This window comes from Ferruginibacter paludis (genome assembly GCF_030409685.1).
Taxonomy (GTDB): domain Bacteria; phylum Bacteroidota; class Bacteroidia; order Chitinophagales; family Chitinophagaceae; genus Ferruginibacter; species Ferruginibacter paludis.
Window position 1 is genome coordinate 441,106 of the sequence record NZ_JAUFQJ010000006.1, and the last position, 26,127, is coordinate 467,232.

A 26,127-nucleotide genomic window follows, 5' to 3' on the forward strand; every position below is an offset into this window, starting at 1 on the left:
TGTCCACAGAAACTTTTGCAACTGTGGATATAATATAAGGACTGGGTATACCCTGGCATAAACCTTTAATCGGATTAATCGTCCAACCTTTTAAAAATTGATCGAAATCCGGGATGTAGATGTACAGTGTATTTATTATCAAACCCTTAACAAACTTAATGGCTCTTTTCCAGTCACAGGTAGGCAATTTGAAATTCATTCAGTTAAATAGTCAACCATGAAAAGCAATCGAATTTTACTCCTGTTATTTATTGTCCTTATTGGCATCGTACCGTCTGGCCAATTAAAAGCACAATCAGTTGAAGTGAATTTTTCTGTATTTCAGCAAGATCTCAGTCCTTACGGCAGATGGACTTTTAATCCACGCTTTGGCCAGGTTTGGATTTATGAAGATCCTGCTTTCCGGCCTTATGCAACTGACGGTCACTGGGAATATACCAACTACGGATGGTCATGGGTTTCTGATTTTGAATGGGGATGGGCGCCGTTCCACTATGGCAGATGGGAATATGACCCCGAATATGGCTGGATGTGGATTCCGGGATATGAGTGGGCAAGTGCATGGGTGAGCTGGAGTGAATACGACGGTTATTATGGATGGGCGCCATTGGGTTATGGTCTTAACGTAAGTATATCCTTTGGCTCCATTCCTTATAACAGGTGGAATTTTTTACCAAGGCAATATATGGGAAGACCAGACTTTTACCGGTATTGCGTTGAACCGCGGAATAATTATTTTAGAAATGCCGTTGTGATCAACAATTTTTACAATGGCCGTGAGGGCAGATTTAACCGCGGTCCGGAAAGAAGGGAAGTAGAAAGATTTACCAATAACCGTATTGAAGAGAGGCATGTTAATTACAGGGAACGAATGGTGGTTACCAGAAATGATAATGAAAGAGGAAGGGGTAATGTTTTTAACAATGGCCGTGACTATAACAGGGATAGAAACAACAATAATCAGCCACAGGGCAATGGACGGAATAATAATTTCCCCACAAGGCCAGATAACAGAAATGAAAATAACGGCAATTATAATCGCGGAAGAGAAAACGACAACCGGCAACCGCAAAACAATGCGCCCGTAATCAATAATCCCGGTAACAACAGGAACGACAATTTTCCCGCGAGGCCGCAAAACAGTTTTCCTGATAACCGGAATGGTAACAACGGCAACTACAATCATGGAAGAGACAATAATAACGGGCAACCGCAAAATAATACGCCGGTGATCAGTAACCCTGGTAACAACCGCAATGACAATTTTCCAGCAAGACCGCAAAATAATTTCCCTGATAACCGTGGCAGAGAAAACAATGGTTTTCCCGGCCGTGGAAATAACAATGCCGGAAGGCCGCAGCAGCAAAATATCCCGCAGCCTATGCCAGCCCCGCAACAATTTCCGCAACGGAATATGGAACGCAGGCAACAACAACCAATGCCACAGCAACCACAACAAAGAATGGAACGGCCGTCCAATGGTGGTTATAATGAAGGCCGGCAAAGGGTAGAACAGGAGCATAACCAGCGGCCGCAGTCACAGGGTAGAGGCCGTGGAAGAGAATAAATTTTCAAATCAACAATTATCTATCATAAAAATTTACCACCATGAAAAATACAATTTTAGTCGCCTTCGCAATCATTGGTTCATTGCTGTTCGCTTCCTGCAGCGGATCGAGGGTGGTGGTCGCAGAAAGGCCCATTGCTCCTTATTATCAACGTCCGTTTGCACCGGGACCGGGTTATGTGTGGATAGAAGGAGATTGGATATGGAGCCGCGGAAGATATATTCATCAACCAGGCTACTGGGCTGCACCAAGAGGTGGCCGCCGCTGGCAAGCCGGTAGCTGGCAACACTACAACAACGGCTGGCAATGGCGCCGCGGATATTGGCACAGATAATTTTTAGTAAGGGTTATAGATCAGCAAGGGTGCAGTGTAATGGCTGCGCCCGTTTTTGTATGTAAAGTCGAATACTTTTCTGGCATATTATTTAGTCTTTACCTGATATTTAACCATTAGTAAAATTTACAACATGCAACAACCAATTAATTTTGAACACGGAGATATGACAGGAGCCATTTCTGTGACCTTAGCCAATGATCAAACCCTGGATGACTTTTGCCAGCAACATATTCTTGATTACAACCGCGACAGGTTTGAAGCTTTTGCCATCAGGCTATTTTTAGGAAAGGAAACGGTAATAACTGTATATGCTGCCGATAAAACCCGTGAAGAAGACAGCGATTTAAAAACAGACAAAATTGCCGTAAAAAAATTCAAAATAAATACCATCCCAGTCAATGAATTGTTTAGTTATTGTTCGGCTTTTAATTGTACGCTCACAACGGGCACCTACGATTTGGATGAGATGGAAGTGATGAACCGGTAGGTATTTTAATTTGGTATCAGACTTATAGGTATCACAATTTCCCAACGATTTTTTACAGTTGGATTTCTGTAATTAGGATCAAGCAAATGTGAAAAACGGATTTCAAATATGGCTGGCAAAGCATTCCACAACTTGGTATCGAAATATAATTCTGCTCCTGTGCTACGATTTTTAAGATAACCCGTTGATCCGTCATCTGCTTTTGCACTTACACTTGTATGGTCATAAAAAACATTCATTCGTATGCGTTGAAAAAACACCATGTTGCCGAAGCCCCAATCAGGATAAAACAATGGAAAGTGGTAATTGATACCGGCCTTATACATTGTAGGCTGACTCAAAGCATCATACCCTCGTGAATAAGGAAAATTATTGCTGAACAAATCATTCAAAGTATCTCTCTTTTGAAATGCACCGGCTATCACCAGGCTATGATTGGTTGAAAGACCGGGTAAATAAAGCGATGCCGAAGCAACCAGTTTGTGGCTATTGCGGTAATTGAACGCATCCCGGTAACTTAGTGAGACCGACTGTGCCCACCGTGGATTGATTTGCTGCAATGCCTGCTGCGAAACGTTGCTAAAGGACAAGAATGCACTGGCATAGTTAACACCGGCATTCGCCAATATATTTTTTCCAATGCCCCGGTAATACAATTGTTCAACATTATAGCTGGCGCCAAAGTTCAGATATTTGGATGTTGTACCGCCCGTAAAACTAAGCGGAATATAAAACCCTGCATTTATTTTAGCGCTGTTAAAATGTACTGTTTTGCCCAATGCAGTATCAACCTGCCGGTCAAAACTGGCCGACGTTCCCAGATCCAGATATGGAAACCATCCTGCATAAATAGCGTCGAAACCAAGCGTATGACTCCGGTCGTTGCGATTGTATGTATAGGTAAGTGTGTTTGTAAAACTGCTTAAAATATTATCACTGTAAAAACTGTACCCATATTCAGGATCACTCACAAAAGGCCGCCAACTATGGAAGTTGAATAAGTGAAACGATTTACGGTATTTGCTTACAGGATTTTTTTCGTTGCTTGCCTGGTATAAAGCACCTGCGCCTTGTCCTTTCAATGAATAGGCCGTACCGATTTCTTTTACCGGGGTGATGGCTGAATTATCTTCCAGCTGCCATTTTATTTCACCAGCCGCAAGCGACGACAGCCTGTAGCCGTTCACAGTAAAAGCAGAAAATATCAAATTGCCGTTTGGACTAACAGCCGGTTGATACACGCCGTTTACGTTAGCAGTAAGCCGGTATATTTTTTTATCTTTTAAAGAAACCGCAAAGATTTTATCGGCCGGTGACTGATTGTCCATCGCACTATAATAAACTGTATCGTTCTTTACAAAAGGAAACCCCACTACGTTAAAAGAAAAAGGCGTAACAGTTGCTGTTTCCCCGGTTGTTAAATTCACCTGCACAAGCGCCATTTCACCTGCCGGATTTCTTACGGCTGAAATTGCAGCGTTGTTATCAATGTAACTGCTTTGTGTAAAAAAATAATTATGCGGATTTGGTATTATGTGAACCAGTTTACCTGAATGACCATCTATGCGGTGCAAATTGTTTCCTCCATTTACTTCAACATTTACAGCAAGGATTTCTGTACCTTCTTTGTTTATTACCGGAGAAAAATATTTTGATTTAAAGGTAAGTCGTCTTTTTTCTTTGGTATAAATATTCAGCAGTTCTATATTGCTGTAATTCCTGTTACCCCAACGCGGATCAGTTTGATAACTGGCATAAACAACACGACCGTTATTGTAAGAGAAGTAGTCATCAATCACTATCTTTTTAACACTGATTTTTTGTTCTCTGCCATGTGCAATCAGGTAAAAGGCATTAATTTCTTTGTACGATCTTTTTGTTACAAGAATACTGTCGTTATTAATAGACACGGGGAACTGGTAATCTGCCACCGTATTTTTTTTAACAGGGGTGAGATAGCTGAGCTCTGGCTCCGCTTTTAATTTCGGCGTTGTCTGGATTTTAAAATAGTCCAGCGCATCCTGCCTGAACTGGCTATAATTTCTTCCTGAATACCTTTCGATGGCTTTATTAAAAGGGTAAAACAATCCTTTAAAACGAACGGCATCATCCGTAACCTTTCGCCAAAAATCAGCACCATATTTTTCATACCCGTATGCTACCAGCTGGTAACCCAATTCATAATGATCGGGGGTGTAATCAACCAGCGAACCACTGCGCAATTTCATCCAACTGTAGTTTTTATTGCTCAATTGCAGCGAGCGCAGGCCATTGTAAAAAAAGGGCATCCGGCCCCTGCCCTGCGCACTTACCAGCGTTTCCTGCCAAACCGCATCACCTTCAAAAAAATAATCCGGGATGGTTATTCCGTTAGCAAATAACTGTCCTTCCTGTCCCAGGAAAAAAGAAAATGCTTTGGTAAGCCCATTATTAAAATTGGCCAGCTGCTGCATGTGCCGGTCTTCATGAATGATCAGGTTATCATCCCACCTCACACTGCCATTGCTAAAATTATCCTGACCTGGTAACAAATTTAATTCGCTGATAACGGGTGCCAGCCTTACGTAGGCATTTGGGATGGTTGTCTGGTTAAGCAAAACAATGTTCCACTTACGATGTCTATTTCCGATGGTAGACGTTGTGGTGCTATCCAGCAGCCGCACAATATTACTGATCCTGTTTGCCTGGCTGTCCAATCCCTTCGGGAAAATAACCCGGGAGAAAGCTGTATTTACCTGCTGCCATTTTAACGCAGCCGGGTTACCGCCAAAGTTTTGCGCTGAAGTATAAAAAGAAATAAAACATAAAATAGGCAGTAATAATTTTCTACAAGTCATGCAATAAAGTTAAGTATTAAGTTTCCCGGATTTGCTAACTGTAAGTTATTGGCTTTTACATAATGAGTCTGTAACTTTTATGAATTCCGGGTCATGGCTTCCATCCATTGCATTATCAAAGCTCCGTCTTGTGCACTGCAAGGGTTTTCAGTGCCGCCTGAAAAATATTCCACCACGGCTGCAATCATGGGTTGCTGTACATGTTGTAATGCATCAAAGGTAATTTGTTCGGTTTCATCATTTATAGTAATTGTAATGGTACGGCCATCAAAAACGGAAAATCCTATTGTACCTCTTGAACCGGTAATTTCGCACCAGTCTCTTTCTGCAGCCGCAGCTATGCCAAAACTCCATATTCCATTAAATACAACTCCATTTTTAAAAAGGATATTTCCCGCAACTGTATCATCTGCTGCATACAATCCTGCATTATTGGTGGCCACTCCATGAACGGTTGCAGCTTCACCAAAAAAATAATGCATCAGGTCCAGCTGGTGCGGCGCAAGATCATGAAACAAACCGCCGCCTGCCACGGATGGATCAACACGCCAGGCAATTCTTTTGTCCATTAATTCCGTTGCCGTCAATGCTTTTTTACAATATTGCAACTGCACAAAATGTACCGCTCCAATAATTTCATCTTCTATCAGTTGTTTTATTTTTTTGAAAAAAGGCTGTTGCCGGCGGTAATGCGCCACTGCTAATGGAACGTTTTTTTGGGCGGCCAGGTTTGCCATTTTCCAGGCTTCAGCAGTATTGTTGCTCATCGGCTTTTCGACATACACTGGTTTGCCGGCGTTGATGGCAGCTATGCAATACATTTCGTGCGAAGAAGGCGGCGTGGCAATGTACACTGCATTCACTTCCGGATCATTAATCAGGTCGTCCCCGTTGGTGTACCATTTTGGTACATTGTGGCGCTGGGCATAATCCTTTGCTTTGTCTGCATTGCGTCGCATAACCGCAACCAGCATGGAATTGCTCACTTTATTAAAGGCAGGCCCGCTTTTTTTTTCGGTAACATCCCCGCAACCGATAATGCCCCATTTTATTTTTTTCATAACAAAAAACTATACCTTATTGCAGCATTCTGCTTCCTGTTTTATCCTGCAACTGATGCTAAGTCAGTGATATTGTTAAAACACGCTGATTATTTTTTTGACAGGCTTTTATCAACCTGGTAGCCAAAAATATAACCTGCTATACAACCTAGCAAGGTGCCAGCTACGAGCGTCGTAACGCTGTCAGCAGCCATAAAAAAACTTACGGCCAGCCCCAGCAAACCACAAAATAAAACGGTTGCAATAATAGTACGGCTTGTTTTTTTATGCTTATGCTGTGTTTCCGCTGTTTTTGGATGATGATCGGGATGTTTGTGCGGGTGTCTTGTCTTGGATTCAGGCATACAATTTATTTTCAAAGTACGCTTTATTTTGCTCCACAACAAATGGGAATTTTATGAAGCAATATTCACAAGAATACAAACAAAAAACCTCCCAAACAGGAGGCTTTTCACAGGCGGTTTTTTAGTGTACGGACCTATGGTCAGGGTTTCAGTGGTATTGGATGATTTCAATGTAAATATAGACAGGTTATTTGTCAGGGTTTGTAATCAATCCTGTAATATATCATCGAAGTTTTTGTAACAACTAAAATAATGATATATGCTCTCTGCTGATTTAAGGCGCACAATTATCTGGTTTTTAAAGAGGACTACCCAGCAGGTAGGTAATCTGCATGCCATACTTATTTTTAACTTTACCGGCTTGCCACGTATAACCAGTATCGGAGATACTACGTGCAATTTGCAATAACTGTTTGGGCTGATATAACCTGGTTACCGAAACTATGCCATCCCAAACTGTACAAAATGGAATTAATGGAATGATATAGGTAAACAATATGCGGCTCCATTTAAACGGTCTGAAGAATGGAGTAAACAACATGAAGGCAACGGGGTGCAGCAATAGAATGGCGATAACAAAAAACATATTCCTGTCTCCGCCATCAAAAACAGCTATGCCTTCACGAGCCCTTACAGCATCTTGAATTACATCTGTTGCGGTAGCTTCGTCAAAGTGATGAAAAGCAGAAAAAATGGTTCTCACGCCTTTTAAGCCTGCATTAACGCTTACGGCATTTACCGGGGTAGAGCAGTAATTGATTTTTCCGCCAGCTTGTTGTTGTATAAATTCATAGGCGGGTATATTGGGAAATTTATCCGTTAATGTAAATGTTACCTGCCGGGAATATTGCTCTTCTAAATTTTTTTGGATCTGTTGAATGGTACCTCCGCCGCCTGAACACAGATCAATTATGTTGTGAGCCCTTGTATGCTGTAACAATTGTAACAAAAGCGGACTAACTGGTTCGTAAAAATTGCCACTATTCAAAATAAACCTTAAGTAATCCGTCATACCCTCCCGTATGGAGGCGGGCAGCCATGCCTGGTCTTCAAACTCAAATAACCTGTTCTTCATGCTGCAATTTAATGCTTCGCTCTGCAAATGATCAATGGCCTTTGAACTCAGAGAAACTACAACTAAGTAAAAAAAGCAAGTAGTGACAAATAAAAAACCCCCATCAGGAGGTTTTTCTTAGACAAGGAGTAAATATTTGCATTCTCAGAATATAGACTTAACGAGGTTTTAGCTTATTGGATTGTTATGTAAAAATGCAACATTTCCAACAAGCATCCTATAGATATATAGCCGGCAATGGCGTAGAAGTTTTTCTACTCTTTCGAAAAAATGCTGTTTAACATTCTTTGCTATCATGAATATTTATTAAACTTATTCTCTAAAATATTGTAATTAAACCGGCAAGTTTCTTATTACCATGGGTAAACATTATTATGTATTTAAGGATGCAGCAATCATGAAGCGCCCTGTGCCAACTTATGACATGTAGTTCGCAATCACTCAAAATATTCAACAATAATTCAACCACAAAAATATTAATTTAATACAGCAACATGAATAAAGAACTTCAATTAATCAAACAACAATTGACGGATACCTATGATGGCGATCCATGGTATGGCAGATCACTGGCTAGTATTTTAAATGAAGTAGCAACAAAACATGCTTGGGCCGTTAAAGTAAACAACAATCACAACAACACTGTTTTACTATATCATATTATTAACTGGCGGTTGTTTACCATCAGCCGCTTTGAAAAGGATGCCCTGACCACTACGGCACATTTTGAAGAAAATAATTTTCCGTCATTTCCACAACCCACAGAATCTGTATGGCGAAACGGGATGCAGTCACTGACACTTACCCAGCAACATTTACTGGACAAAATAAATAAAACCACCGATGAAATATTAGATAAAAAAGTGCCGGGAAGGGAATATAATTTCAGGACCTTGCTGAATGGTATTGTGCAACATGATATTTACCATATAGGCCAAATAATGGTGTCGTTAAAATGAACCAGGTCTTACAAGGACGGATCATTGCTTATAAATGCAATTGCCTTCATCATATCGGTTTGTAAAATACGGTCAGCTTCGTTAAAGGTAACCTCCTTTCTAAAGGCATGCACAATTGCTTCTATCGCAGCTGAGCTTTTTAATGGCCGCCGGAATTCAAGCGCCTGTGCAGCAGTAAGCAATTCAATGGCCAGCACTTTTTCTACATTGTCAACCACCCTTTTACATTTGGTAGCTGCATTGGCACCCATGCTCACATGGTCTTCCTGGTTGTTGCTGCTGCTTATAGAGTCCACGCTGGCAGGCGTACACAACTGTTTGTTCTCGCTTACGATGCCCGCGGCCGTATATTGAGGTATCATAAAACCAGAATGCAGGCCCGGCTGCTTTACCAGGAACATGGGTAATTTATGCTGACCGCTGATGAGCTGGTAAGTTCTTCTTTCCGAAATATTGGCTATCTCACTCATTGCAATGGCTAAAAAATCCAGCGCCAGTGCCAGCGGCTGCCCGTGAAAATTTCCGCCGCTCAATATTAAATCATCATCCGGAAAAATATTGGGATTGTCAGTAACAGAATTGATTTCCTTTATAAAAATGCCGAGCACATAATCGAATGTATCTTTTGTTGCGCCATGCACTTGTGGTATACAGCGAAAAGAATATGGATCCTGCACCTGTTCTTTTTGTTGTGTTGCAATTTGGCTACCAGCAAGCAATCTGCGCAAAGCCGCAGCCGTTGACACCTGGCCGCTGTGGCTGCGAATGGAATGTATTTTTTCGTGCAATGGTTCCAGTGTGCAATCAAAAGCATCAAAAGATATAGCCGCAATAATATTGGCCCACTGCAATAACCGGTCGCATTGTATCAGGTTGTGCATACCGTAGGCGCTCATAAACTGCGTACCATTAATCAACGCCAACCCTTCTTTACTTTGCAGGGGTATCGGCTTCCAGTCAAATTGCTGTAATGCTTCAGCAGCCAGCATTTTCTTGCCTTTGCAATACACTTCACCTAAACCAAGCAGTGCCAGGCTCAGGTGACTAAGTGGCGCCAGATCCCCCGAAGCCCCCAGCGACCCCTGTGTATAAATCACCGGTAACACATCATTGTTGTACATCTCTGTCAGCCTTTTCACAGTATCTATCTGTACGCCGGAATTGCCATAACTCAACGATTTTATTTTGAGCATGATCATAAACCTGACTATCGGTGCAGGCACTTCTTCGCCCAAACCGCATGCGTGTGATTTAATCAGGTTTACCTGCAACTCCTGTAATTGTGCATGGTCGATTTTTACATTTTGCAGATAGCCAAATCCGGTATTGATACCATAAAATAATTCATTGCCCTCAGCCAGTTTTTTATCCAGGTATTCCCTGCAGGCTGTAATGCGCTTATGCGCATCAAACGTAATGGATACTTTTTGCTCAAAAGCCAGCAGGTTTTTCACCTGCTGAAAGCTAAGCGGGTTTTTGTCAAGTGGCAAATAATTATAACTCATGCGGGGCTTCTTTTTTGGATATATCCGTAAAATAAAACAGGCTTATCTTTTCAAAAGTAACAAAACTTATTAACTATAGATTTACCGGCATTAGCAATTGTCCTGGCATTGCAATCTGCATTTTTACGTACCGGAAAGACAAATACAACAAAGAATCATCCGCTGTATTATTAATTATCAAAACTGACCTTCGGCAATGTCTAATCGTTGCGGTTACAAAGTGCCCTTATAACAACACTCGCAGCCAGGCAACCAAACAATGCCGGCATATAACTGACGGTACCAATAATGGATTTTTTGGGAAACGCCTTTTCAGTAACAACAATTTTTCCAGCATCAATTTCCTCCGGTGAAAACACCACAGTTACACCTTTGGTTATTCCTTCTTTGTGCAAATATTTTCTAACGTAGCGGGCTAGTTTGCATTTATAGCTGTCGGCAATATCCGCCACCTGTATCTGCGAAGGATCCATTTTACCGCCCGCTCCCAGTGAACTTACCACCGGAATGTTCCTGTCAACGCAGGTTTTAATCAGCCACACTTTAGGGGTCAACGTATCGATGCAATCTACTACATAATCATACGTGCCAGCTTCAATAATCTCCACCGTTCTTTCTTCCTTTATAAATTCAGCAACCACTGTTAATTCAATCTCCGGGTTGATGTCTCTTAGCCTTGCGGCCATTACTTTGGCCTTTAATTGTGTTGCTGTACTGTGCAGGGCCGCAATCTGCCGGTTGCCGTTGCTCAGATCAACCGTATCGCCATCCACGATGGTCATCCTTCCAACGCCGCTCCTGGCAATCATTTCAGCGCAAATACCTCCTACGCCACCTAGTCCTACTACCAGCACATTTTTATGCATCAGTTGTTGCGTAGTATCATCACCCAGCAGCAACTGTGTGCGGCTCATCCAATATGGTATCATCTGTTTATTAATTTTTGGTTTGCAATATTACCATTATTGTCCGGGCTACGAAGCTTTGTGGCAAATCGTTGTGTCACTCGCTTGTACTTTTTCGGCTTGGGGATGCCGGTCTTAAATGCGAACGCATTTTAACTTTATTGATTGGAAATACTGACAAGGAGTTTCCCATTATACTATACATTTGATTTTAGCTTAATACTAACATAACACCCGAATTACCGGAACTATATAAACTGAAAGTAATGAGATTAAAACTATTCTTTTGTATCCTCTTCCTTTTTAATTGCGATAATTTATCAGCTCAAAATGCAAAAGATATTTTGCAGCAGACATATAACAAATGCCAAACCATTCAAAATGGCTACTATGAAATGACAAGGTATTTTAAATTTATGGATGCAAAGGATACAACAAAAAGCACTTCGAAGTGCTTTTTTAAAAAGCTCAAAGATGATGACTTTGATCTTGCTGCTTTTCGTTACGAAGATGGAGGTATTTCACTTTACACAGGTGACGATCTTATAATAGTTCAGCCCTGGGACAGCACTGCAACAATTGTATCAAAAGCGTTATGGGCTAAAAAAATTCAATCGCAAAGCCGCAGCTACAAATTCTATTCACCATTCACAAATCAGAAATACCCCACTGTTCTGCATGATACTGATCTTATGGATAAAAGATACATCTGCAAACTAATAGGAGAAGAAAATTTAGATAATGAAAGTTGCTTTCATATTCAGGTAAATGATACTCACAAAGATGAGACTTCCGAAAAGATGAAAACCATCCTGCTAGAATACCATTATTGGATTAAGAAATCTGACTTTATTCCCATCCAATATTCCATAGCGTACGATAACGTAATGGATAATGATACCATGCATCAATATGAACGGAATACTTTGAATAAATATGAAATAAACAACTTGAAGGATGACAATATCTGGACGGTGAAATCACTTCCGGCTTTCTATACATTAAAAGATTACACTCCTTCCAAAAACCCTGTTCCTTTGACCAGGGGTGCAATCGCTCCGGAATGGAAATTACTTTCATTAAAAGACGAAAAAACAAATCTAAACGATTTTAAAGGACAGCTTGTACTAATTGATTTTTTTACCAAATCTTGTTACCCCTGTATACTGGCGCTACCAGGATTACAAACCCTTCATAAAAAATACGAAAAGAAAGGACTAAAAGTTATTGGTATTGATATCTATGACAAAAAAGAAGATGGCATAGCCGGCTTTCTAACAAAACGTGGCGTAACCTACACGGTTTTGTTAGGAGGAAAAGTCGTATCGGAAGATTACCACGTCGCGGGTATACCCACCATGTATTTGATTGACAAGAATGGAAGCATAATTTTCTCCCAGGTTGGGTATGTGCAAGGTCAGGACAAAGAACTTGAAAAAGTAATACAGCAAAATCTCTAAGGCGGCTAGTTCTTTTATCACAATGAATACTCCACTGATTTGCTACATTTGAAAATAAAACAACCTCCCATGTCTTTCAAAACAAAAATATTTTTTTACGCCATGGCATTGCTGAACGGCTTTACTAACGCGAACGCTCAAACGATTCAATTATTGAACAGCGGTACAGCAGCCTCCATTCGTGGACTAAGCGTAGTGTCCGACAAAGTTGTTTGGATCAGCGGTAGCAGTGGTACAGTCGGCAAATCAACAGATGGTGGTACAACCTGGAAAATGATGCAGGTAAAAGGTTTTGAGACAGCCGACTTCAGGGATATTGAAGCGTTTGATATGAAGACAGCCGTGATTATGGCCATTGCTGAGCCTGCCTACATTTTACGCACTTCGGATGGTGGCGAGAGTTGGCAAACGGTATATGAAAATAAAACAAAAGGCATGTTTTTAGATGCCATGGAATTCTGGAATGAACAAAGCGGTATCGTAATTGGCGACCCCATTGACAATAAAGTTTTTATTGCCCGCACTTTTGACGGCGGAAAAAAATGGCAGGAATTGCCGCCACAAAATTACCCCGTGACGGATAGTGGTGAAGCATTTTTTGCCAGTAGCGGTACCAATGTAAGAAAGCTAAGTAAACAGGAAGCCGTGTTTATTTCAGGCGGTACAAAAAGCAGACTGTTCATCAGGGATAATAAAATTGACCTGCCTATCATGCAGGGTAAAACAAGCACCGGCGCCAATTCCATCGCCATAAAAAATAACCACACGTTTATAATTGTAGGCGGCGATTTTATGGCCAAAGAAGATACTACACAAAATTGCTGCATTACAACTGATGGTGGTAAAACATTTACTTCCCCAGCAACACCGCCACATGGTTACCGAAGCTGTGTAGAATACATTGATAAAAATACCTGGCTTAGTTGCGGGCTGACAGGCGTTGATGTCAGTAATGATGAAGGCAACAACTGGCAATTGATCAGCAAAGAAAGCTTTCATGTATGCCGTAAAGCAAAGAAAGGAAATGCCATATTTTTTGCTGGCAGCGGAGGTCGTATTGGCAAGTTGTCGAACTAAATTCAACTAATAGGTCACCATTTTATTTAACGTAAAAATGGCCCCGGGCCGGACTGTTTTGTAAACAAAAAATGTCTTTAACTTTACTATGGAATTTATTTTTTCTTTCTTCACTTCATCCAGGAAACCATAAAAATTTCCGGTATTGAAAAACACAATAGTATTATACCACCAGATATCCAGTCTTCTGCCATACCAAGTCTAAAGCGAATATGACCGTGTGAACCTGATACATAAAAGGCAAAAACAATAATACCCACGCACATTGATGCCAGTGAAGAAAACATTTTCATTGGAAAGATATGTTACTAGTGTATTCTAATCCTAAAAACACAACAATGCCTGACAGAATTGAGAACTTTCCTACACAAAAAAAGCCGCTCCAATGGAACGGCTTTTTGTAATACAAGATTAGTTATTTGTTAGCGGGCGCCGGCTGTTGCTGGCTCCTCATTTTTTGCTGCATTTGTTGCATTTGCATTTGCTGTTCCATAGCTTTCTGCTGTTGTGCCATTTCCTCGGCCTGTGCCTGCTTCTGGCTGGTAACGTCAACCACTTCCACATCAAAAACTAAGTTCTCATTGGGTGCAATTTGCGGAGCTCTGCCCTGTTCACCATAACCTAGTGACGAAGGAATATAAAAACGGGCTTTTGTCCCTTTTGAAAGCATCTTTAAACCTTCAACCCAACCAGGGATAACCCTTGGAGCTGACATCAAAACCGACAATAGTTCTGTATGGTGAAACTGGGAATCAACATTGCTGTCGAATGGTTTACCTTCCAGGCTTTTACCAGTATACTTCATTTTAACACCAACTGAATCTGTTACATTTTCGCCGGTACCTTCCTGCAAAATTTCTACATAAACACCTTTGGGTGATTTTTGTGCCTTAATATTTTTGGAAGCCAGGTAATCTGCCAATGTTTTGTCATCTTTTTTTAACTGTACCAGTGCATTTAATGAATCCTTAGTTCTGGCCATTTCCATTTGCAATTTATTAGCACTATCCGCTGCTTCCTTAGTAGTATAAATACTTACAATTTTATAGTAAGCGATGAGGCTACCACCTTTTTTAATAAACGGAGGAAAATTTTGACCGCCTGACATCAAACTGTCTACAGATTGTTTTACAATAACACTATCCCCTTTTTTCAGCTGGTTAAATATTTTGTAATAACTACCCGGCATACTTGCAGAATCCATTATTTGAATTGGATTGGCAGTTTTTCTGGAATCCATCAGGACAGTATCTTTTGAAGCACCGGCATCTTTATATGTTTGCACATATTGAATTTCAAAAAAGTTTCCGTTTTGTAATTTGTTGCCGGTACCCTCAGAGACGATTTTGTACTCCATCCCTTTTTCGCCTTTTTTAAAAGACCCGCCTCCGTTACAACCGGCCAGCAGTGCAGATGATACTGCCAGTAGATAAAAAAATTGCTTCATGTTTTTTTTGTGTTTAAAATTGATAATTGCTTAATTGATCTTTATTTTCTTTCATGGCTGTAATAAATTTAGCCACTACTTCTTCCAGTGTTTCTTTATTTTGTCCGCCTGCTGCATTAAAGTGACCGCCGCCATTAAAATATTTACGGGCAAAGGTATTTACGTCAAAGCCACCCTTGCTTCTGAAAGAACTTTTGCGTTCTTCGCCGCGATCGATGATGATAGCGGCTAATTTAATTCCCTGTATACTCAGCGGATAGTTTACCAATCCTTCTGTATCGCCGGTCTTAATATTGTATTTAATTAAATCGGCCTGCGGGATAGCAATTAGCGCTGTATTGTATTCGTAAAAGATTTCCATCCGGTTCAGCAACACATTGCCTAAAAAACGGAAACGGGCTTCCAGGAAATTATCATATAAAGCCTCGTGTATAGGGCCGTGATCTAAGCCTTTATCCTTCAGCGTGGCCACCATTCTATGTACATTGGCGGAGGTTGCGGGAAAACGAAATGAGCCCGTGTCTGTCATTACACCGGCATACAGGCATTCTGATACCGCTGGACTGATTTTATTTTCATGCCCGCTGGCCATAATAAAATCGAACACCATTTCGCAGGTGCTGCTTTTGCTGGTATCACTTTCGCCATAAGCAAATTTATCCGCCTGCGGTTCCTGGTGGTGATCTATCAGAATTCTTTGCGCAGCCGCATTAGCCAATTTTTCCTCCATCCGCTTCGTGCGGTTTAAGGTATTAAAATCAAGACAGAATATCCAGTCTGCTGCATCAATTGCCCTGTCTGCTTCTTCTGTTTGTCTTTCGTAATCCAGCACCAGTTTTGTGCCGGGCATCCAGTTTAAAAAGCTGGCCCAGTTGGTAGGAGATATAACCGTAATAGCATGGCCAAACTGCAAAAGAAAATGATATAAGCCCAAAGAAGACCCCATAGCATCGCCATCCGGTTTCTGATGAGTAGTTATTACAACCTTTCGTGGCTGCAGTAATAAAGGAAATATTTGTTGGAGTGACTGCATAAAGCGGCGCAAAAGTAACTGAAAGTTTTTAGTTTTCCGTTTTCTGTTTTATGCGGATAAGCTGGTTTACCATTTTACTAACTTTTTTGGCCAGCAATACTGGTTTATTTTAACATGAATTTTCTACTCTGACACAAAAACGTTTTATCTTTGCGCCTCAAAAAGAAACTATGGGTAACAGAACATTTACAATGATTAAACCGGATGCAACCAGGAAGGGCCATACCGGGGCAATTTTAGCACAGATAAACGGCGCAGGCTTTAAGATTGTAGCATTAAAGATGCTCCATCTTTCTGCCCAAAAAGCTGGCGAATTTTATTCAGTACACAGGGAAAGACCTTTTTATGGAGAACTCGTGGAATTTATGAGCAGTGGCCCAATTGCTGCAGCCATATTGGAAAAAGACAATGCAGTAGAGGATTTCAGAAAACTGATCGGTGCAACCAATCCTGCCCAGGCGGATGAAGGAACCATCCGGAAATTGTATGCCGCTTCCATTGGCGAAAATGCGGTGCACGGAAGTGACAGCGATGCAAACGCCCTGGTAGAAGGAGACTTCTTTTTCAGTAAGCTGGAACAGTTTTAATTTTTTCCGGCAATCAGCTTTGTGTAATTGTGTTAGTATTTTTCTGGCAATCTTATCTTCACAGGGTATATAAAATAAATGCCTGCGTCTTTAAACGCAGGCATTTATTTATATCAAGTTTCTATTAATAATGCTGGTATCAACTATTACATTGGAATCTGCTGACATTAACGGTTTTGCAGCGGTTGTACCGTGTAGCCTTTTTTGCGCAATAAAGCGATCAGTCCTTTTTCGCCAACCAAATGCCCTGCTCCCACAGCTACAAAAACAGGATTTTTTTTCATAATATTCTTTAATTGAGCTACCCAGTTTTTATTGCGGTTGTTTAACAAAAGATCCTGGTGATTTTCCATACCCGATTCACTTTTTGAAAACAGGTTTTCCATTTCATTTAATTGCTGGTTTTTATAAACCTGCATCATCGTGTCAAAAGACTTTTTATTCGATTCCATGCTGTCGATGGATTTTAATAATTCTTTTGCCTGCTCTTCGTATGGGATACTATCAAAAACAGCAGCCTGGAACTCCATTGTTTCCAATCCCCTGATTTCCTTTTTGTTGGTTTTAGCCAGTCTCACCAGTTCTTCCTCTACACCTGAAATTGTTTTACAGGGCATCATTTTAGGATACAGCAAAGCTTCCAGGAAGAAAGGTTTCATTCTTGCTACAAAAGACAAGGATGTTTTAAGCGAATCTAAAAAAAACTGCCTCACTCTTTTATACTCTGCATCGCTGTACAATTGCTCCAGCGTTTTTCCATCTTTCATTGTCATCAGTGTAAAGCCACCGAGTATTGTAGCCGGATCGTCCATATCCATTTCCATATACACTTTGTCAGCCCGTTTAACGGCGGTAGCTAACTGGTTGCTGAAATGGATATCATTTTTACACATCAGGTGAAAAGTACCAAAAATATAAGATGGCTGCTGCAACCCGTTGCCACTCACCTGCCATAACAAACTGTTATCGTCTTTATTAATGAGTAGCTTAGGCAGCGCAGGCTGTGCATTGCAGGAATAAAATACACTTATCAGTAAAAGCGTTTGTATATATTTCATGCACTTCCAATTTATCAGGATAAAATACCATACAGGCTTCCCCCCTTGTTAAACAATTTGTCAATCTTCTTTTCAGTTGCTGCATCCTTAATAACAGGCGGTGCATGGTGTGGCTTTATACGGGCATCAAATACAAGCGGTCCGCTGCATCCCCAGTGTTTATTAATGGTACAGCTGTTGATACCATATAAATCATGGGATGGATTACAACGCGTAAATGCAATCCATAAAAAATTATTAAGTTGTTCGCTAACGAACGCTGCATCATCACAGATGACCAATACAGGTACTGTTTGCAGCACATCAATGCTTCCCTGCAAAAGGGTATTTAATATTTCCATTTCTTTTGCAGCAGTCCCGTAATTTTCAAAGGGCCTGGCCTGTAAGGCTATTACACCGGGCATTACCAGTGATGGCCGCTCAAAATATTGCAGTTGTTGTAAACAGGATGGTATTTCTGTTGCCAGCTCTCTTATAATTTCTCCGTAAGCAGCCAACAGCACTTTACTGCCGGTATTTAGAGAGGTTCCGGAATAATCAAGTGTATCGATTGTGGTATTGGTATAAAAATGTACATCTCTTAAAAGATTGATGCGTTGTAAAATAAACTGCAGGTACAATTGAATATTACCAGTAGTAAGTTTGTTGGCGTCGTCTGCAGTAATAAATAAAAATTTGGCAAGGCTTAACTGCCCCGTACCCAAAATATGATTGGCAATGGTTAATATCTCTGCAGGCTGTTTGGCCGGTGCATAAGGTGTGTATCGTTCGCTGCCGATTGCCAGCAGTAACGGATGTACGCCGGCTGCATCTACTGCATGCACCTCCTTCAATCCTGGTATTTCAGCCTGTAAAGCGCTCCCTGCAATTTCATGTATCAGTTGCCCGAAACTGGTATCTTCCTGCGGTGGCCTGCCTACCACTGTAAACGGCCAGATAGCGTTTTTTTTCGCAAATACTTTATGCACCTTCATCAATGGAAAATTGTGCCGCAGACTATAATAACCCAGGTGATCACCAAAAGGTCCTTCCGGTTTATTTTCACCGGCATGAACTTCGCCCGTAATAACAAAATCGGCATCGGTACTTATACAAAAGTTATCTACATAAGTATACCGGAAACGCCGGCCACCCAACACGCCGGCAAAAGTCATCTCACTTATTCCTTCCGGAAGCGGCATCACTGCTGCTACGCTATGTGCCGGAGGGCCGCCTGCAAAAATGCTCACTTTAAGTGGTACCCCTTTTTTATCTGCCTTCGTTTGATGAACACCTATACCGCGGTGCAACTGGTAATGCAAACCAATTTCTTTATTCATCTCATAGTTGTTTCCGGAAAGCTGGATGCGGTACATGCCTAAGTTGGCATGCATGATTCCTGGTTGGTCGACATCTTCTGTATACACCTGTGGCAGCGTTACAAATGCGCCTCCGTCCATGGGCCAGTGATGTACCTGTGGAATATCTTCTATTTGTATTTGCTGAAACAAAGCAGGCTTAACAACAGGATTTTTCAATGGCAATCCTTTTAATGCGGCCACACCTGCAGAAAAATTGCGGATAGGATGTTTGATGGCTTTTACCGGATCATTCTTTAATTCAATCAATTGCTGAACCAGCAACAAGGTATCCCGGAAAATAAATTTACTTCTTTGCAAAGTGCCGAAGATATTTGATGTAGCCCTGAACTTACTGCCTTTTACATTTTCGAACAGCAAAGCCGGTCCGCCTGCTTCATGTACCCGTAAGTGTATAGCCGCCATTTCAAGATAAGGGTCTACTTCTTCTTTAATACGCACCAATTGCCTGTTTGCTTCCAGGTCTAGTAAACAAGCTTCTAAAGATTGATATGCCATGCGGTTAGGTTTCAGTGTAAAAGTAAAACACTAAAACCATCAATTGGTTGGTAAGAGAACATAAAACTATCAGTAAACATTTACAGGGCAGCCTGTTCTTGATTTTCCTCCGTTCAAGCTTGAACCTTCGCCTCCATTTATTCTGACGCTGATTGTAAAACCAGCAAAGTAATACCAGTCTTTACTTGCGGGGTTTCCGCGGACGGTGCCTGCTGCAGGATAACTAAACGCAGGCTTTAACTCATCGGCCCGGAAAGCCAGCTCCACAGCGCGGGAACCATTATTGAGTAATAGTTGTGATTTGTCAGCATAGGTTGTACTAACATCATCAAGATAGTCGGTAAAGGTTTTTCTAAGGCCAATTTCAAAACCAACTCTTACCTGTTGATTCAATGCCATCCTGAGACCTGCGCCAAAAGGAATTGATACCCCTGTGAGATTGTATTTTTTGCGGCCATTGTAAAATCCCTGTCCTTCTGTACCCAGGGGCTGCAGGTAAGCCTTCCGCCCAAGCGAGTCAAATGTGTATGGATTAAAATGGAAACCCGCAACACCGGCAAAGACATAGGGCGTTAAATCCTGGACCTTCAGACTGATCAAGTCGTACTCAAGCCCGAGTTGGATTTCACTTAAAGGAGAAGAAAAACTAAGGTTACGGGTGGCATTCTTGTTGGCTTTTTTATCATCGCCACTTATTTTACCCATTTTGAACCCGGCTGTTATAAATAACTGATCTGTTAACTCGTAAGCCACACCCAAGCCACCCGCCAAATGCGCCTGATCAAAAGTAAATCTTTTATCCTGCAGATCCCCCTGGTAATTACTCATACCTGCAAAACCCGTAACCAGTATGCGTTGCGCCTGTGTAAAAAAAACAGTCCACAAAAATGTCAGGCAAAAAAAGAATCTTTTCATAGCGATGGTAAATTAAAGGATACATCCATTGCAACAATCATTCCCATTGTGTTTTAAATTTATGTTTACAAAATACATAAAACAATTTCTTAAAGGGTAATATTCACTTAATTAAAAAATATTTAACTGCCGTACTATCTCCATGGGAATAAAACAGCGCTTTTACCGGATTGAAACGCCGGTTACCTATCTTTATTATATTAATTTTGAAATGCACAATGGATAAAAGTTTAAATAAATACATCAGTGAAACAGGTTTTTGTTCCAGGCGGGAAGCTGACAAATACATTGAACAGGCAAGGGTTACAATCAATGATAATATTGCCGTAAAAGGTAACCGGGTAATGCCGGGCGATGTAGTGGAAATAGATGGAGAACCGATAAAAAAGAAAGATAAAATTGTGTACATCGTTTTTAATAAACCAGTTGGCATTACCTGCACCACCGATCTTAAAGACAAGCACAACATTATTTCCTTTATCAACTATAAAACCAGGATATTCCCGGTAGGGAGATTGGACAAGCCATCGGAGGGATTGATATTTTTAACCAATGATGGCGATATCGTCAATAAAATTTTAAGGGCTGGCAACAATCACGAAAAAGAATATGTAGTAACTGTTGATAAGCCTATTACCAATGAATTTATTCATAAGATGGGCAACGGGGTAAAAATTTTAGACACGGTAACAAAAAAATGTATTGTAAAACAAGAAGGAAAAAACCGCTTCCGGATTATACTTGTGCAGGGGCTTAACCGCCAGATCAGAAGGATGTGCGAAGTGCTGGGATATCATGTTGATACATTAAAACGGGTCCGCATCATGAACATTACTTTGGCAGGTTTACCTGTTGGCAAGTGGCGCTATTTCACTGCCGAAGAAATAAAAACAATTGAAGCAAATGTTTCATCGTCTGTTAAAACTGAAGACGGGTCTTACTTTGAATAAAGCATCCCTTGCAACTATACCTTTGCTGGTAGTACCCTTTGCTTCATCACCTCATACAAAATAATACCGGTAGCGACAGATACATTCAACGAATCAAAATCGGTCAACATAGGGATCTGAAATTGTTCGTCGCATATTTTTAATAATGGCTGATAAACACCATGCTCTTCTCCTCCCATTACGATGGCGCAGGGCTCGCTTAAATCAAGCTCGAATACCTTTTTTGTAGCCGTCATTTCGCTGGCAAAAACCTTTATGCCATTCAGGTGCAATTCATCCACTGTTTTCATCAGGCTGTTCACACGGCATACAGGTATTTTTTCCAATGCCCCCGCCGAGGTTAATATGGCATCTTCATTTAAAGCTCCAACACCTTTATCCGGGATAATGATACCATTAACACCAAAACAAAAGGCGCTTCTTGCAATGGCACCGATGTTACGAATATCGGTTATTCCATCCAGTATTAAAAACAACGGCACTTCTCCCTGCTCAACAATAAACGAAATAATGTCCTGCAGATTTTGATACTGAATTTTACTGATCACTGCTATACAACCCTCATGGTTGCTGACGTTGAAGCCATTTAATTTTTCAACCGGCACTTTATTAATGGGTACCAAATTCTTTTCAGCCAGTTGTCTTATCTCATCAATCACTGTTCCATGCACGGTACTTTGCAGGTAAATGCGTTCCAGTTGTTTACCCGATTTCATGGCATCAATGACCGCTTCCCGGCCAATGACCAATGTATTTTTTTTAGGACGATGCTGCTGTTGTCTGAAATTTTTCACAATGCAAAATTAAGTGTTATTGAACAGGGATAAAAAAACCATAAGTTTTAAAAACTTATGGTTCGTTAAAGTATTTTTTTATGGATTGGCGGATCTTATTTTAATCCAAAAACTTTTTTCACCTCTTTTACTGCATCCAGTTTTTCCCAGGTAAATAATTCTACCTTCTTCTTCACTGTTTTACCATCCGGAGAACTAAATATTTTTTCCACCACCTCGTTTTTACGCCCCATGTGACCGTATGCTGCAGTTTCGCTGTACATAGGGTTACGCAATTTTAAACGCTGTTCAATAAAATAAGGGCGCATATCAAAACATGGCATTTCCATGATCTTTTTCGCAATTTCACCATCGGTTAAGTTTACTTTTGCAGTACCATAAGTAACTACATTGATGCTGGTTGGCTGAGCTACACCAATTGCATAACTTACCTGAACCAGCACTTCGTCGCAAAGCCCTGCAGCTACGAGGTTTTTAGCAATATGTCTTGTGGCATAAGCCGCACTTCTATCCACCTTGCTGGGATCTTTGCCACTAAAAGCACCACCGCCATGTGCCCCTTTCCCGCCGTATGTATCTACAATAATTTTACGACCTGTTAATCCCGTATCGCCATGCGGACCGCCAATTACAAACTTACCTGTTGGGTTGATGTGGTATTTAATTTTATTGGTAAACAGGTGATCGTACTTGGGGTATTTTGCTCTTACCCTTGGTATCACAATATTGATGATGTCTTTTTTTATTCTTGCCAGCATGGTTTCATCTTTGCCAAAATCATCATGCTGTGTTGATACTACAATGGCATCAATACGTATAGGTTGATTGTTATCATCATACTCCAGTGTAACCTGGCTTTTTGCATCCGGACGCAAGTATTTAATTGCTGTATTTTCCCTGCGCACTGCGGCCAATTCCAATAAAATAAAATGCGCCAGGTCCAATGCCAGTGGCATATAGTTCTCTGTTTCGTTGGTAGCATATCCAAACATCATCCCCTGGTCACCAGCACCTTGTTCTTCTTTCTTTTGCCTGTCTACACCCTGGTTAATATCTGCAGATTGTTCGTGGATGGCAGAAAGTATACCACATGAATTGGCCTCGAACATGTACTCACTTTTGGTATATCCTATTTTGCGGATAACGCCACGTGCAATTTCCTGTACATCAAGATAGGCCCTACTTTTTACTTCTCCCGCCAATATTACCTGGCCGGTGGTTACCAAAGTTTCGCAAGCTACTTTACTGTTAGGATCAAACGCTAAGAAATTATCAATTAAAGCATCGCTGATTTGATCAGCCACTTTATCCGGATGTCCTTCACTTACGGACTCTGATGTAAACAAATAAGGCATATAGTTTTAAATTTTGAGTTGCAAAGATAAGTGTGTAGTTGTAAACAACAAAGCCTCCAAAATTTTATGGAGGCCCTGAATGAGTAGTTGAATAACTTTTTTAAATTTTTGAATATACAATCCGCAGCCGCATTCTGTAATTCGGATTATTTCCACTGCCTAGTTTTATGCCGCCATAAGCCAGGCGGTTGCTGAAAGGCAGCTTGTAACCATAATACAATAAATCGTATGGCGCCGACACCCGCAAAGCGTAATTCTTTTCTTTCTTGGTTACTATACCCTGCACATAACGACTAATGTTAAATACATAATAGTTCATCTGCAAGCCGGTAAGCTGATCAATTTTTTTGAGCTGATTTCCGCCGAAATAGGCGTAGTCAATTCCTCCCGTTGGGTAAAAAGGTTGTGCGCTTGTGTTAGGATTATAAAACGTTGATGGATTCAGGTCGTACGGCAACGGCTTGTAATTCCACGCCCCGGTATCAATTCTATCCACGTACAAAAATGACGGCGCAGAGAGGGCTGTTGCCAGAGAAGGAATTTCCTCCATCACCAGTTCTGCACGGTGTATGATGCTGTTTTTAAAAGTGTCCAGACCCGGGATCACCAGGTTGGCATAAGTTCCCGGCGTTGCCTGGATAAATATTTCATTCGAAACAGGATTTTCATATTGAGAACCTTCCCTGTTTCTATTGACATAATTGGCAGTAGCAGAATTGGATACGCCTGTACTTAAAGATACAACACTCCATGAAGAATGCGCCGTGTCGATTGGCACTCCGTTCTTTCTGCGATAATGAATTTCGAGCCTTGTAGCGGCATCCGTAAGACTGACATAAAATAGCCCGTTGTTATCTGAACTTGCATCAGTTTGTACTGCAAAACCCTTGAACACGGTTTTAAATAGTGAGTCGGAATTAAACGTTTTGCCAGTAGTTGAATCGCTGTTGGCAAGAATCTTGGCCAAAAAAGATGGATTCAATGGAATCCTTACCTGGTAGTTAACCGAATCTTTATGATTGTCTAAAAAAGTATAATTTGCCAGGTTGGCCGGAATAACTGTAACTTCTCCCAATAAATTGGAAGGGGTAACAGCCGGCTGATAATTGATTTGATAGGAAGTGTCGGGTTTGAAATTGGTTTCTGCATCACTCATCTCAAATACCCGCAAATGCTGTGGCCTGGTTGAATCGCCATAAAAGCCTTTGTAGGAAAGGCAAAGTACAACAGAATCAAAACCTGTACCTGCAGGCGCAAAAGGTTGACCTATGGTATCTTTACTGTTGCCGAAATAATATGGGAAAAAGCGGGGTTTAAGCTCCATATATATCCTGGCGTCGGTTTTGCCAAAAAGCGGATCGCTGGTAATACTTCCCAATACATGCACATCGCCAATGGAAACTCTTGTACTGTCAGGGGATAATATTCCCTGGGTAGCAATAACAGAAAGGGTATCAGCAAAAGTATGCACATTGTCAACAGCTGGTATAAGATCCTGACCAACCTTGGTGGTATCTATCTTTGTACAACTCCATGAAACAAGGGAAACAACTCCAATAGCTAAAAATAAACGTAAAAATTTTCTTTGCACAAAAACAATATTTAATGAATGGGCTGGGTCTTATCCCTATTTAGCAAGGTCGTTATATAATTGTAAATAGTCTGTTAAATCACTTTCCGCATTATAAGGCAATGTTTTTTTGCCTTTTATTTTGCTGAATTCTTCTACTAATTTTTTATCCACTTTTTCTGCCCCAAAAGTAACAGCATCTGCAAATGCGGCACCGCCCCTGAACATCGCAACATTATTAATGTCCTTAAAATATTCAAGTTCCTTTTTGGTAACGTTATCATTGATTGTAATGAGCTTTAAAAAATCAGCACCCAACTTTTCCTTGAATGTTGTTTGGCCAATTGTGTACACTACTTTGCAATTACTGAACACAGGTTCTTTTTTGTAAGCTGCTTTTATAAACATAGGTATCAATCCTGTCATCCAGCCACTGCAATGGATAATATCCGGAGGCCAGCCAAATTTTTTCACCGTTTCAAGAGCCCCTTTACAAAAGAGTGCTGTTCTTAATCCATTGTCATCATACCACTTTTCGTTTTCGTCGGTAAAAACTGTTTTACGTTTAAAAAAATCCTCGTTATCTAAAAAATAAACCTGCAATCTTGCATTGGGAAGCGAAGCTACTTTAATCACCAGTGGATAATCATCTCCATCTATTGAAACATTAATACCTGATAAACGAACCACTTCATGCAAACGGTGTCTTCTTTCATTGATAATTCCAAAACGTGGCATAATGCACCTTACCTCCATGCCGCTGTCGTTTGCCTTTACTGCCAGTTTATTAATGATCTCTGCAAACTCTGTAAGTTCAACGTAGGGAGACATTTCATTGGCAATGAATAAAATTCGTTTTTTTGTTGACATTTGTGATTGATTAGATTAAAACAGAAGGATTTCCATAAAGGGACGCAAAGTTAAGATAATTTTATTAAAATCAATCT

23 protein-coding genes are annotated in these 26,127 nt (G+C 40.8%); 8 read left to right on the top strand and 15 right to left on the bottom strand.

Annotated features, from left to right (window positions below):
• Nucleotides 1-217: 217 nt before the first annotated feature.
• The 3 genes from QWZ08_RS12420 (at nucleotide 218) to QWZ08_RS12430 (ending at nucleotide 2,392) form a co-directional block, all read left to right on the top strand.
• Nucleotides 218-1,567 carry a DUF6600 domain-containing protein gene (locus QWZ08_RS12420; RefSeq protein ID WP_290337739.1) on the top strand — a complete coding sequence of 450 codons (1,350 nt, stop codon included), beginning with the start codon at nucleotides 218-220 and terminating at the stop codon, nucleotides 1,565-1,567.
• A gap of 41 nt (nucleotides 1,568-1,608) precedes the next feature.
• A complete protein-coding gene (locus tag QWZ08_RS12425) occupies nucleotides 1,609-1,902 on the top strand; it encodes a hypothetical protein (protein ID WP_290337740.1) in 294 nt (97 codons plus the stop codon).
• A 133-nt stretch (nucleotides 1,903-2,035) separates the two neighbouring features.
• The gene (locus tag QWZ08_RS12430; RefSeq protein ID WP_290337741.1) at nucleotides 2,036-2,392 is read left to right on the top strand and encodes a hypothetical protein; all 357 of its coding nucleotides are present in this window, start codon (nucleotides 2,036-2,038) and stop codon (nucleotides 2,390-2,392) included.
• 5 nt (nucleotides 2,393-2,397) lie between these two features.
• On the opposite strand, the gene QWZ08_RS12435 is transcribed toward QWZ08_RS12430, so the two are convergent.
• From QWZ08_RS12435 to QWZ08_RS12450, 4 genes are all read right to left on the bottom strand, one after another.
• Nucleotides 2,398-5,229 (bottom strand): DPP IV N-terminal domain-containing protein, encoded by a 2,832-nt coding sequence (locus QWZ08_RS12435; protein WP_290337742.1) that lies wholly within the window; start codon nucleotides 5,227-5,229, stop codon nucleotides 2,398-2,400.
• Between the two features lie 77 nt (nucleotides 5,230-5,306).
• Nucleotides 5,307-6,290 carry a Gfo/Idh/MocA family protein gene (locus QWZ08_RS12440; protein WP_290337743.1) on the bottom strand — a complete coding sequence of 328 codons (984 nt, stop codon included), beginning with the start codon at nucleotides 6,288-6,290 and terminating at the stop codon, nucleotides 5,307-5,309.
• Between the two features lie 89 nt (nucleotides 6,291-6,379).
• Complete coding sequence (locus QWZ08_RS12445) at nucleotides 6,380-6,634, bottom strand: hypothetical protein (RefSeq protein WP_290337744.1); 255 nt, start codon at nucleotides 6,632-6,634, stop codon at nucleotides 6,380-6,382.
• 298 nt (nucleotides 6,635-6,932) lie between these two features.
• Nucleotides 6,933-7,709 (bottom strand): hypothetical protein, encoded by a 777-nt coding sequence (locus QWZ08_RS12450; RefSeq protein ID WP_290337745.1) that lies wholly within the window; start codon nucleotides 7,707-7,709, stop codon nucleotides 6,933-6,935.
• A gap of 494 nt (nucleotides 7,710-8,203) precedes the next feature.
• On the opposite strand from QWZ08_RS12450, the gene QWZ08_RS12455 reads away from it, so the two are divergent.
• Nucleotides 8,204-8,668, top strand: a complete 465-nt coding sequence (locus QWZ08_RS12455) for a DinB family protein (protein WP_290337746.1) — start codon at nucleotides 8,204-8,206, stop codon at nucleotides 8,666-8,668.
• 8 nt (nucleotides 8,669-8,676) lie between these two features.
• Here the strand turns inward: QWZ08_RS12455 and hutH are convergent, their stop codons facing one another.
• Together hutH and QWZ08_RS12465 are read right to left on the bottom strand one after the other, a co-directional pair.
• Complete coding sequence (gene hutH, locus QWZ08_RS12460) at nucleotides 8,677-10,173, bottom strand: histidine ammonia-lyase (RefSeq protein ID WP_290337747.1); 1,497 nt, start codon at nucleotides 10,171-10,173, stop codon at nucleotides 8,677-8,679.
• 200 nt (nucleotides 10,174-10,373) lie between these two features.
• Entirely contained in the window at nucleotides 10,374-11,102 is a 729-nt protein-coding gene (locus QWZ08_RS12465) for a tRNA threonylcarbamoyladenosine dehydratase (protein ID WP_290337748.1), read from the bottom strand.
• Nucleotides 11,103-11,344: 242 nt separating this feature from the next.
• On the opposite strand from QWZ08_RS12465, the gene QWZ08_RS12470 reads away from it, so the two are divergent.
• Together QWZ08_RS12470 and QWZ08_RS12475 are read left to right on the top strand one after the other, a co-directional pair.
• Entirely contained in the window at nucleotides 11,345-12,538 is a 1,194-nt protein-coding gene (locus QWZ08_RS12470; protein WP_290337749.1) for a TlpA family protein disulfide reductase, read from the top strand.
• 69 nt (nucleotides 12,539-12,607) lie between these two features.
• Complete coding sequence (locus tag QWZ08_RS12475; RefSeq protein WP_290337750.1) at nucleotides 12,608-13,615, top strand: YCF48-related protein; 1,008 nt, start codon at nucleotides 12,608-12,610, stop codon at nucleotides 13,613-13,615.
• Nucleotides 13,616-14,030: 415 nt separating this feature from the next.
• Here QWZ08_RS12475 and QWZ08_RS12480 read toward each other — a convergent pair whose 3' ends face one another.
• Both QWZ08_RS12480 and QWZ08_RS12485 read right to left on the bottom strand, forming a co-directional pair.
• Nucleotides 14,031-15,062, bottom strand: coding sequence for an FKBP-type peptidyl-prolyl cis-trans isomerase (locus QWZ08_RS12480; RefSeq protein ID WP_290337751.1), 1,032 nt, complete (start codon nucleotides 15,060-15,062; stop codon nucleotides 14,031-14,033).
• Nucleotides 15,063-15,075: 13 nt separating this feature from the next.
• Nucleotides 15,076-16,095 (bottom strand): DHH family phosphoesterase, encoded by a 1,020-nt coding sequence (locus QWZ08_RS12485; protein ID WP_290337752.1) that lies wholly within the window; start codon nucleotides 16,093-16,095, stop codon nucleotides 15,076-15,078.
• Between the two features lie 170 nt (nucleotides 16,096-16,265).
• On the opposite strand from QWZ08_RS12485, the gene QWZ08_RS12490 reads away from it, so the two are divergent.
• Nucleotides 16,266-16,682: a nucleoside-diphosphate kinase gene (locus tag QWZ08_RS12490; RefSeq protein ID WP_290337753.1), complete on the top strand. Its 417-nt coding sequence runs from the start codon at nucleotides 16,266-16,268 to the stop codon at nucleotides 16,680-16,682.
• A gap of 167 nt (nucleotides 16,683-16,849) precedes the next feature.
• Here QWZ08_RS12490 and QWZ08_RS12495 read toward each other — a convergent pair whose 3' ends face one another.
• The 3 genes from QWZ08_RS12495 to QWZ08_RS12505 form a co-directional block, all read right to left on the bottom strand.
• Nucleotides 16,850-17,740: a TraB/GumN family protein gene (locus tag QWZ08_RS12495; protein ID WP_290337754.1), complete on the bottom strand. Its 891-nt coding sequence runs from the start codon at nucleotides 17,738-17,740 to the stop codon at nucleotides 16,850-16,852.
• A 14-nt stretch (nucleotides 17,741-17,754) separates the two neighbouring features.
• A complete protein-coding gene (locus tag QWZ08_RS12500; protein ID WP_290337755.1) occupies nucleotides 17,755-19,596 on the bottom strand; it encodes a UbiD family decarboxylase in 1,842 nt (613 codons plus the stop codon).
• Nucleotides 19,597-19,665: 69 nt separating this feature from the next.
• Nucleotides 19,666-20,511 carry a DUF6089 family protein gene (locus QWZ08_RS12505; RefSeq protein ID WP_290337756.1) on the bottom strand — a complete coding sequence of 282 codons (846 nt, stop codon included), beginning with the start codon at nucleotides 20,509-20,511 and terminating at the stop codon, nucleotides 19,666-19,668.
• Nucleotides 20,512-20,729: 218 nt separating this feature from the next.
• On the opposite strand from QWZ08_RS12505, the gene rluF reads away from it, so the two are divergent.
• Nucleotides 20,730-21,461 carry a 23S rRNA pseudouridine(2604) synthase RluF gene (rluF, locus tag QWZ08_RS12510; RefSeq protein ID WP_290337757.1) on the top strand — a complete coding sequence of 244 codons (732 nt, stop codon included), beginning with the start codon at nucleotides 20,730-20,732 and terminating at the stop codon, nucleotides 21,459-21,461.
• Between the two features lie 14 nt (nucleotides 21,462-21,475).
• Here the strand turns inward: rluF and rlmB are convergent, their stop codons facing one another.
• The 4 genes from rlmB to QWZ08_RS12530 form a co-directional block, all read right to left on the bottom strand.
• Nucleotides 21,476-22,255: a 23S rRNA (guanosine(2251)-2'-O)-methyltransferase RlmB gene (gene rlmB, locus QWZ08_RS12515; protein WP_290337758.1), complete on the bottom strand. Its 780-nt coding sequence runs from the start codon at nucleotides 22,253-22,255 to the stop codon at nucleotides 21,476-21,478.
• A gap of 95 nt (nucleotides 22,256-22,350) precedes the next feature.
• The gene (gene metK / locus QWZ08_RS12520; RefSeq protein ID WP_290337759.1) at nucleotides 22,351-23,610 is read right to left on the bottom strand and encodes a methionine adenosyltransferase; all 1,260 of its coding nucleotides are present in this window, start codon (nucleotides 23,608-23,610) and stop codon (nucleotides 22,351-22,353) included.
• Nucleotides 23,611-23,710: 100 nt separating this feature from the next.
• Nucleotides 23,711-25,201 carry a DUF4270 family protein gene (locus QWZ08_RS12525; RefSeq protein WP_290337760.1) on the bottom strand — a complete coding sequence of 497 codons (1,491 nt, stop codon included), beginning with the start codon at nucleotides 25,199-25,201 and terminating at the stop codon, nucleotides 23,711-23,713.
• Nucleotides 25,202-25,237: 36 nt separating this feature from the next.
• Nucleotides 25,238-26,050, bottom strand: coding sequence for a glycogen/starch synthase (locus QWZ08_RS12530; RefSeq protein ID WP_290337761.1), 813 nt, complete (start codon nucleotides 26,048-26,050; stop codon nucleotides 25,238-25,240).
• Nucleotides 26,051-26,127 lie beyond the last annotated feature (77 nt).

What these genes read in the sequence shown, in the direction of transcription:
- QWZ08_RS12420 (WP_290337739.1), top strand. Translation starts at nt 218, where the DNA reads ATGAAAAGCAATCGAATTTTACTCCTGTTATTTATTGTCCTTATTGGC.
- QWZ08_RS12425 (WP_290337740.1), top strand. Translation starts at nt 1,609, where the DNA reads ATGAAAAATACAATTTTAGTCGCCTTCGCAATCATTGGTTCATTGCTG.
- QWZ08_RS12430 (WP_290337741.1), top strand. Translation starts at nt 2,036, where the DNA reads ATGCAACAACCAATTAATTTTGAACACGGAGATATGACAGGAGCCATT.
- QWZ08_RS12435 (WP_290337742.1), bottom strand. Translation starts at nt 5,229, where the DNA reads ATGACTTGTAGAAAATTATTACTGCCTATTTTATGTTTTATTTCTTTT.
- QWZ08_RS12440 (WP_290337743.1), bottom strand. Translation starts at nt 6,290, where the DNA reads ATGAAAAAAATAAAATGGGGCATTATCGGTTGCGGGGATGTTACCGAA.
- QWZ08_RS12445 (WP_290337744.1), bottom strand. Translation starts at nt 6,634, where the DNA reads ATGCCTGAATCCAAGACAAGACACCCGCACAAACATCCCGATCATCAT.
- QWZ08_RS12450 (WP_290337745.1), bottom strand. Translation starts at nt 7,709, where the DNA reads ATGAAGAACAGGTTATTTGAGTTTGAAGACCAGGCATGGCTGCCCGCC.
- QWZ08_RS12455 (WP_290337746.1), top strand. Translation starts at nt 8,204, where the DNA reads ATGAATAAAGAACTTCAATTAATCAAACAACAATTGACGGATACCTAT.
- hutH (WP_290337747.1), bottom strand. Translation starts at nt 10,173, where the DNA reads ATGAGTTATAATTATTTGCCACTTGACAAAAACCCGCTTAGCTTTCAG.
- QWZ08_RS12465 (WP_290337748.1), bottom strand. Translation starts at nt 11,102, where the DNA reads ATGATACCATATTGGATGAGCCGCACACAGTTGCTGCTGGGTGATGAT.
- QWZ08_RS12470 (WP_290337749.1), top strand. Translation starts at nt 11,345, where the DNA reads ATGAGATTAAAACTATTCTTTTGTATCCTCTTCCTTTTTAATTGCGAT.
- QWZ08_RS12475 (WP_290337750.1), top strand. Translation starts at nt 12,608, where the DNA reads ATGTCTTTCAAAACAAAAATATTTTTTTACGCCATGGCATTGCTGAAC.
- QWZ08_RS12480 (WP_290337751.1), bottom strand. Translation starts at nt 15,062, where the DNA reads ATGAAGCAATTTTTTTATCTACTGGCAGTATCATCTGCACTGCTGGCC.
- QWZ08_RS12485 (WP_290337752.1), bottom strand. Translation starts at nt 16,095, where the DNA reads ATGCAGTCACTCCAACAAATATTTCCTTTATTACTGCAGCCACGAAAG.
- QWZ08_RS12490 (WP_290337753.1), top strand. Translation starts at nt 16,266, where the DNA reads ATGGGTAACAGAACATTTACAATGATTAAACCGGATGCAACCAGGAAG.
- QWZ08_RS12495 (WP_290337754.1), bottom strand. Translation starts at nt 17,740, where the DNA reads ATGAAATATATACAAACGCTTTTACTGATAAGTGTATTTTATTCCTGC.
- QWZ08_RS12500 (WP_290337755.1), bottom strand. Translation starts at nt 19,596, where the DNA reads ATGGCATATCAATCTTTAGAAGCTTGTTTACTAGACCTGGAAGCAAAC.
- QWZ08_RS12505 (WP_290337756.1), bottom strand. Translation starts at nt 20,511, where the DNA reads ATGAAAAGATTCTTTTTTTGCCTGACATTTTTGTGGACTGTTTTTTTT.
- rluF (WP_290337757.1), top strand. Translation starts at nt 20,730, where the DNA reads ATGGATAAAAGTTTAAATAAATACATCAGTGAAACAGGTTTTTGTTCC.
- metK (WP_290337759.1), bottom strand. Translation starts at nt 23,610, where the DNA reads ATGCCTTATTTGTTTACATCAGAGTCCGTAAGTGAAGGACATCCGGAT.
- QWZ08_RS12530 (WP_290337761.1), bottom strand. Translation starts at nt 26,050, where the DNA reads ATGTCAACAAAAAAACGAATTTTATTCATTGCCAATGAAATGTCTCCC.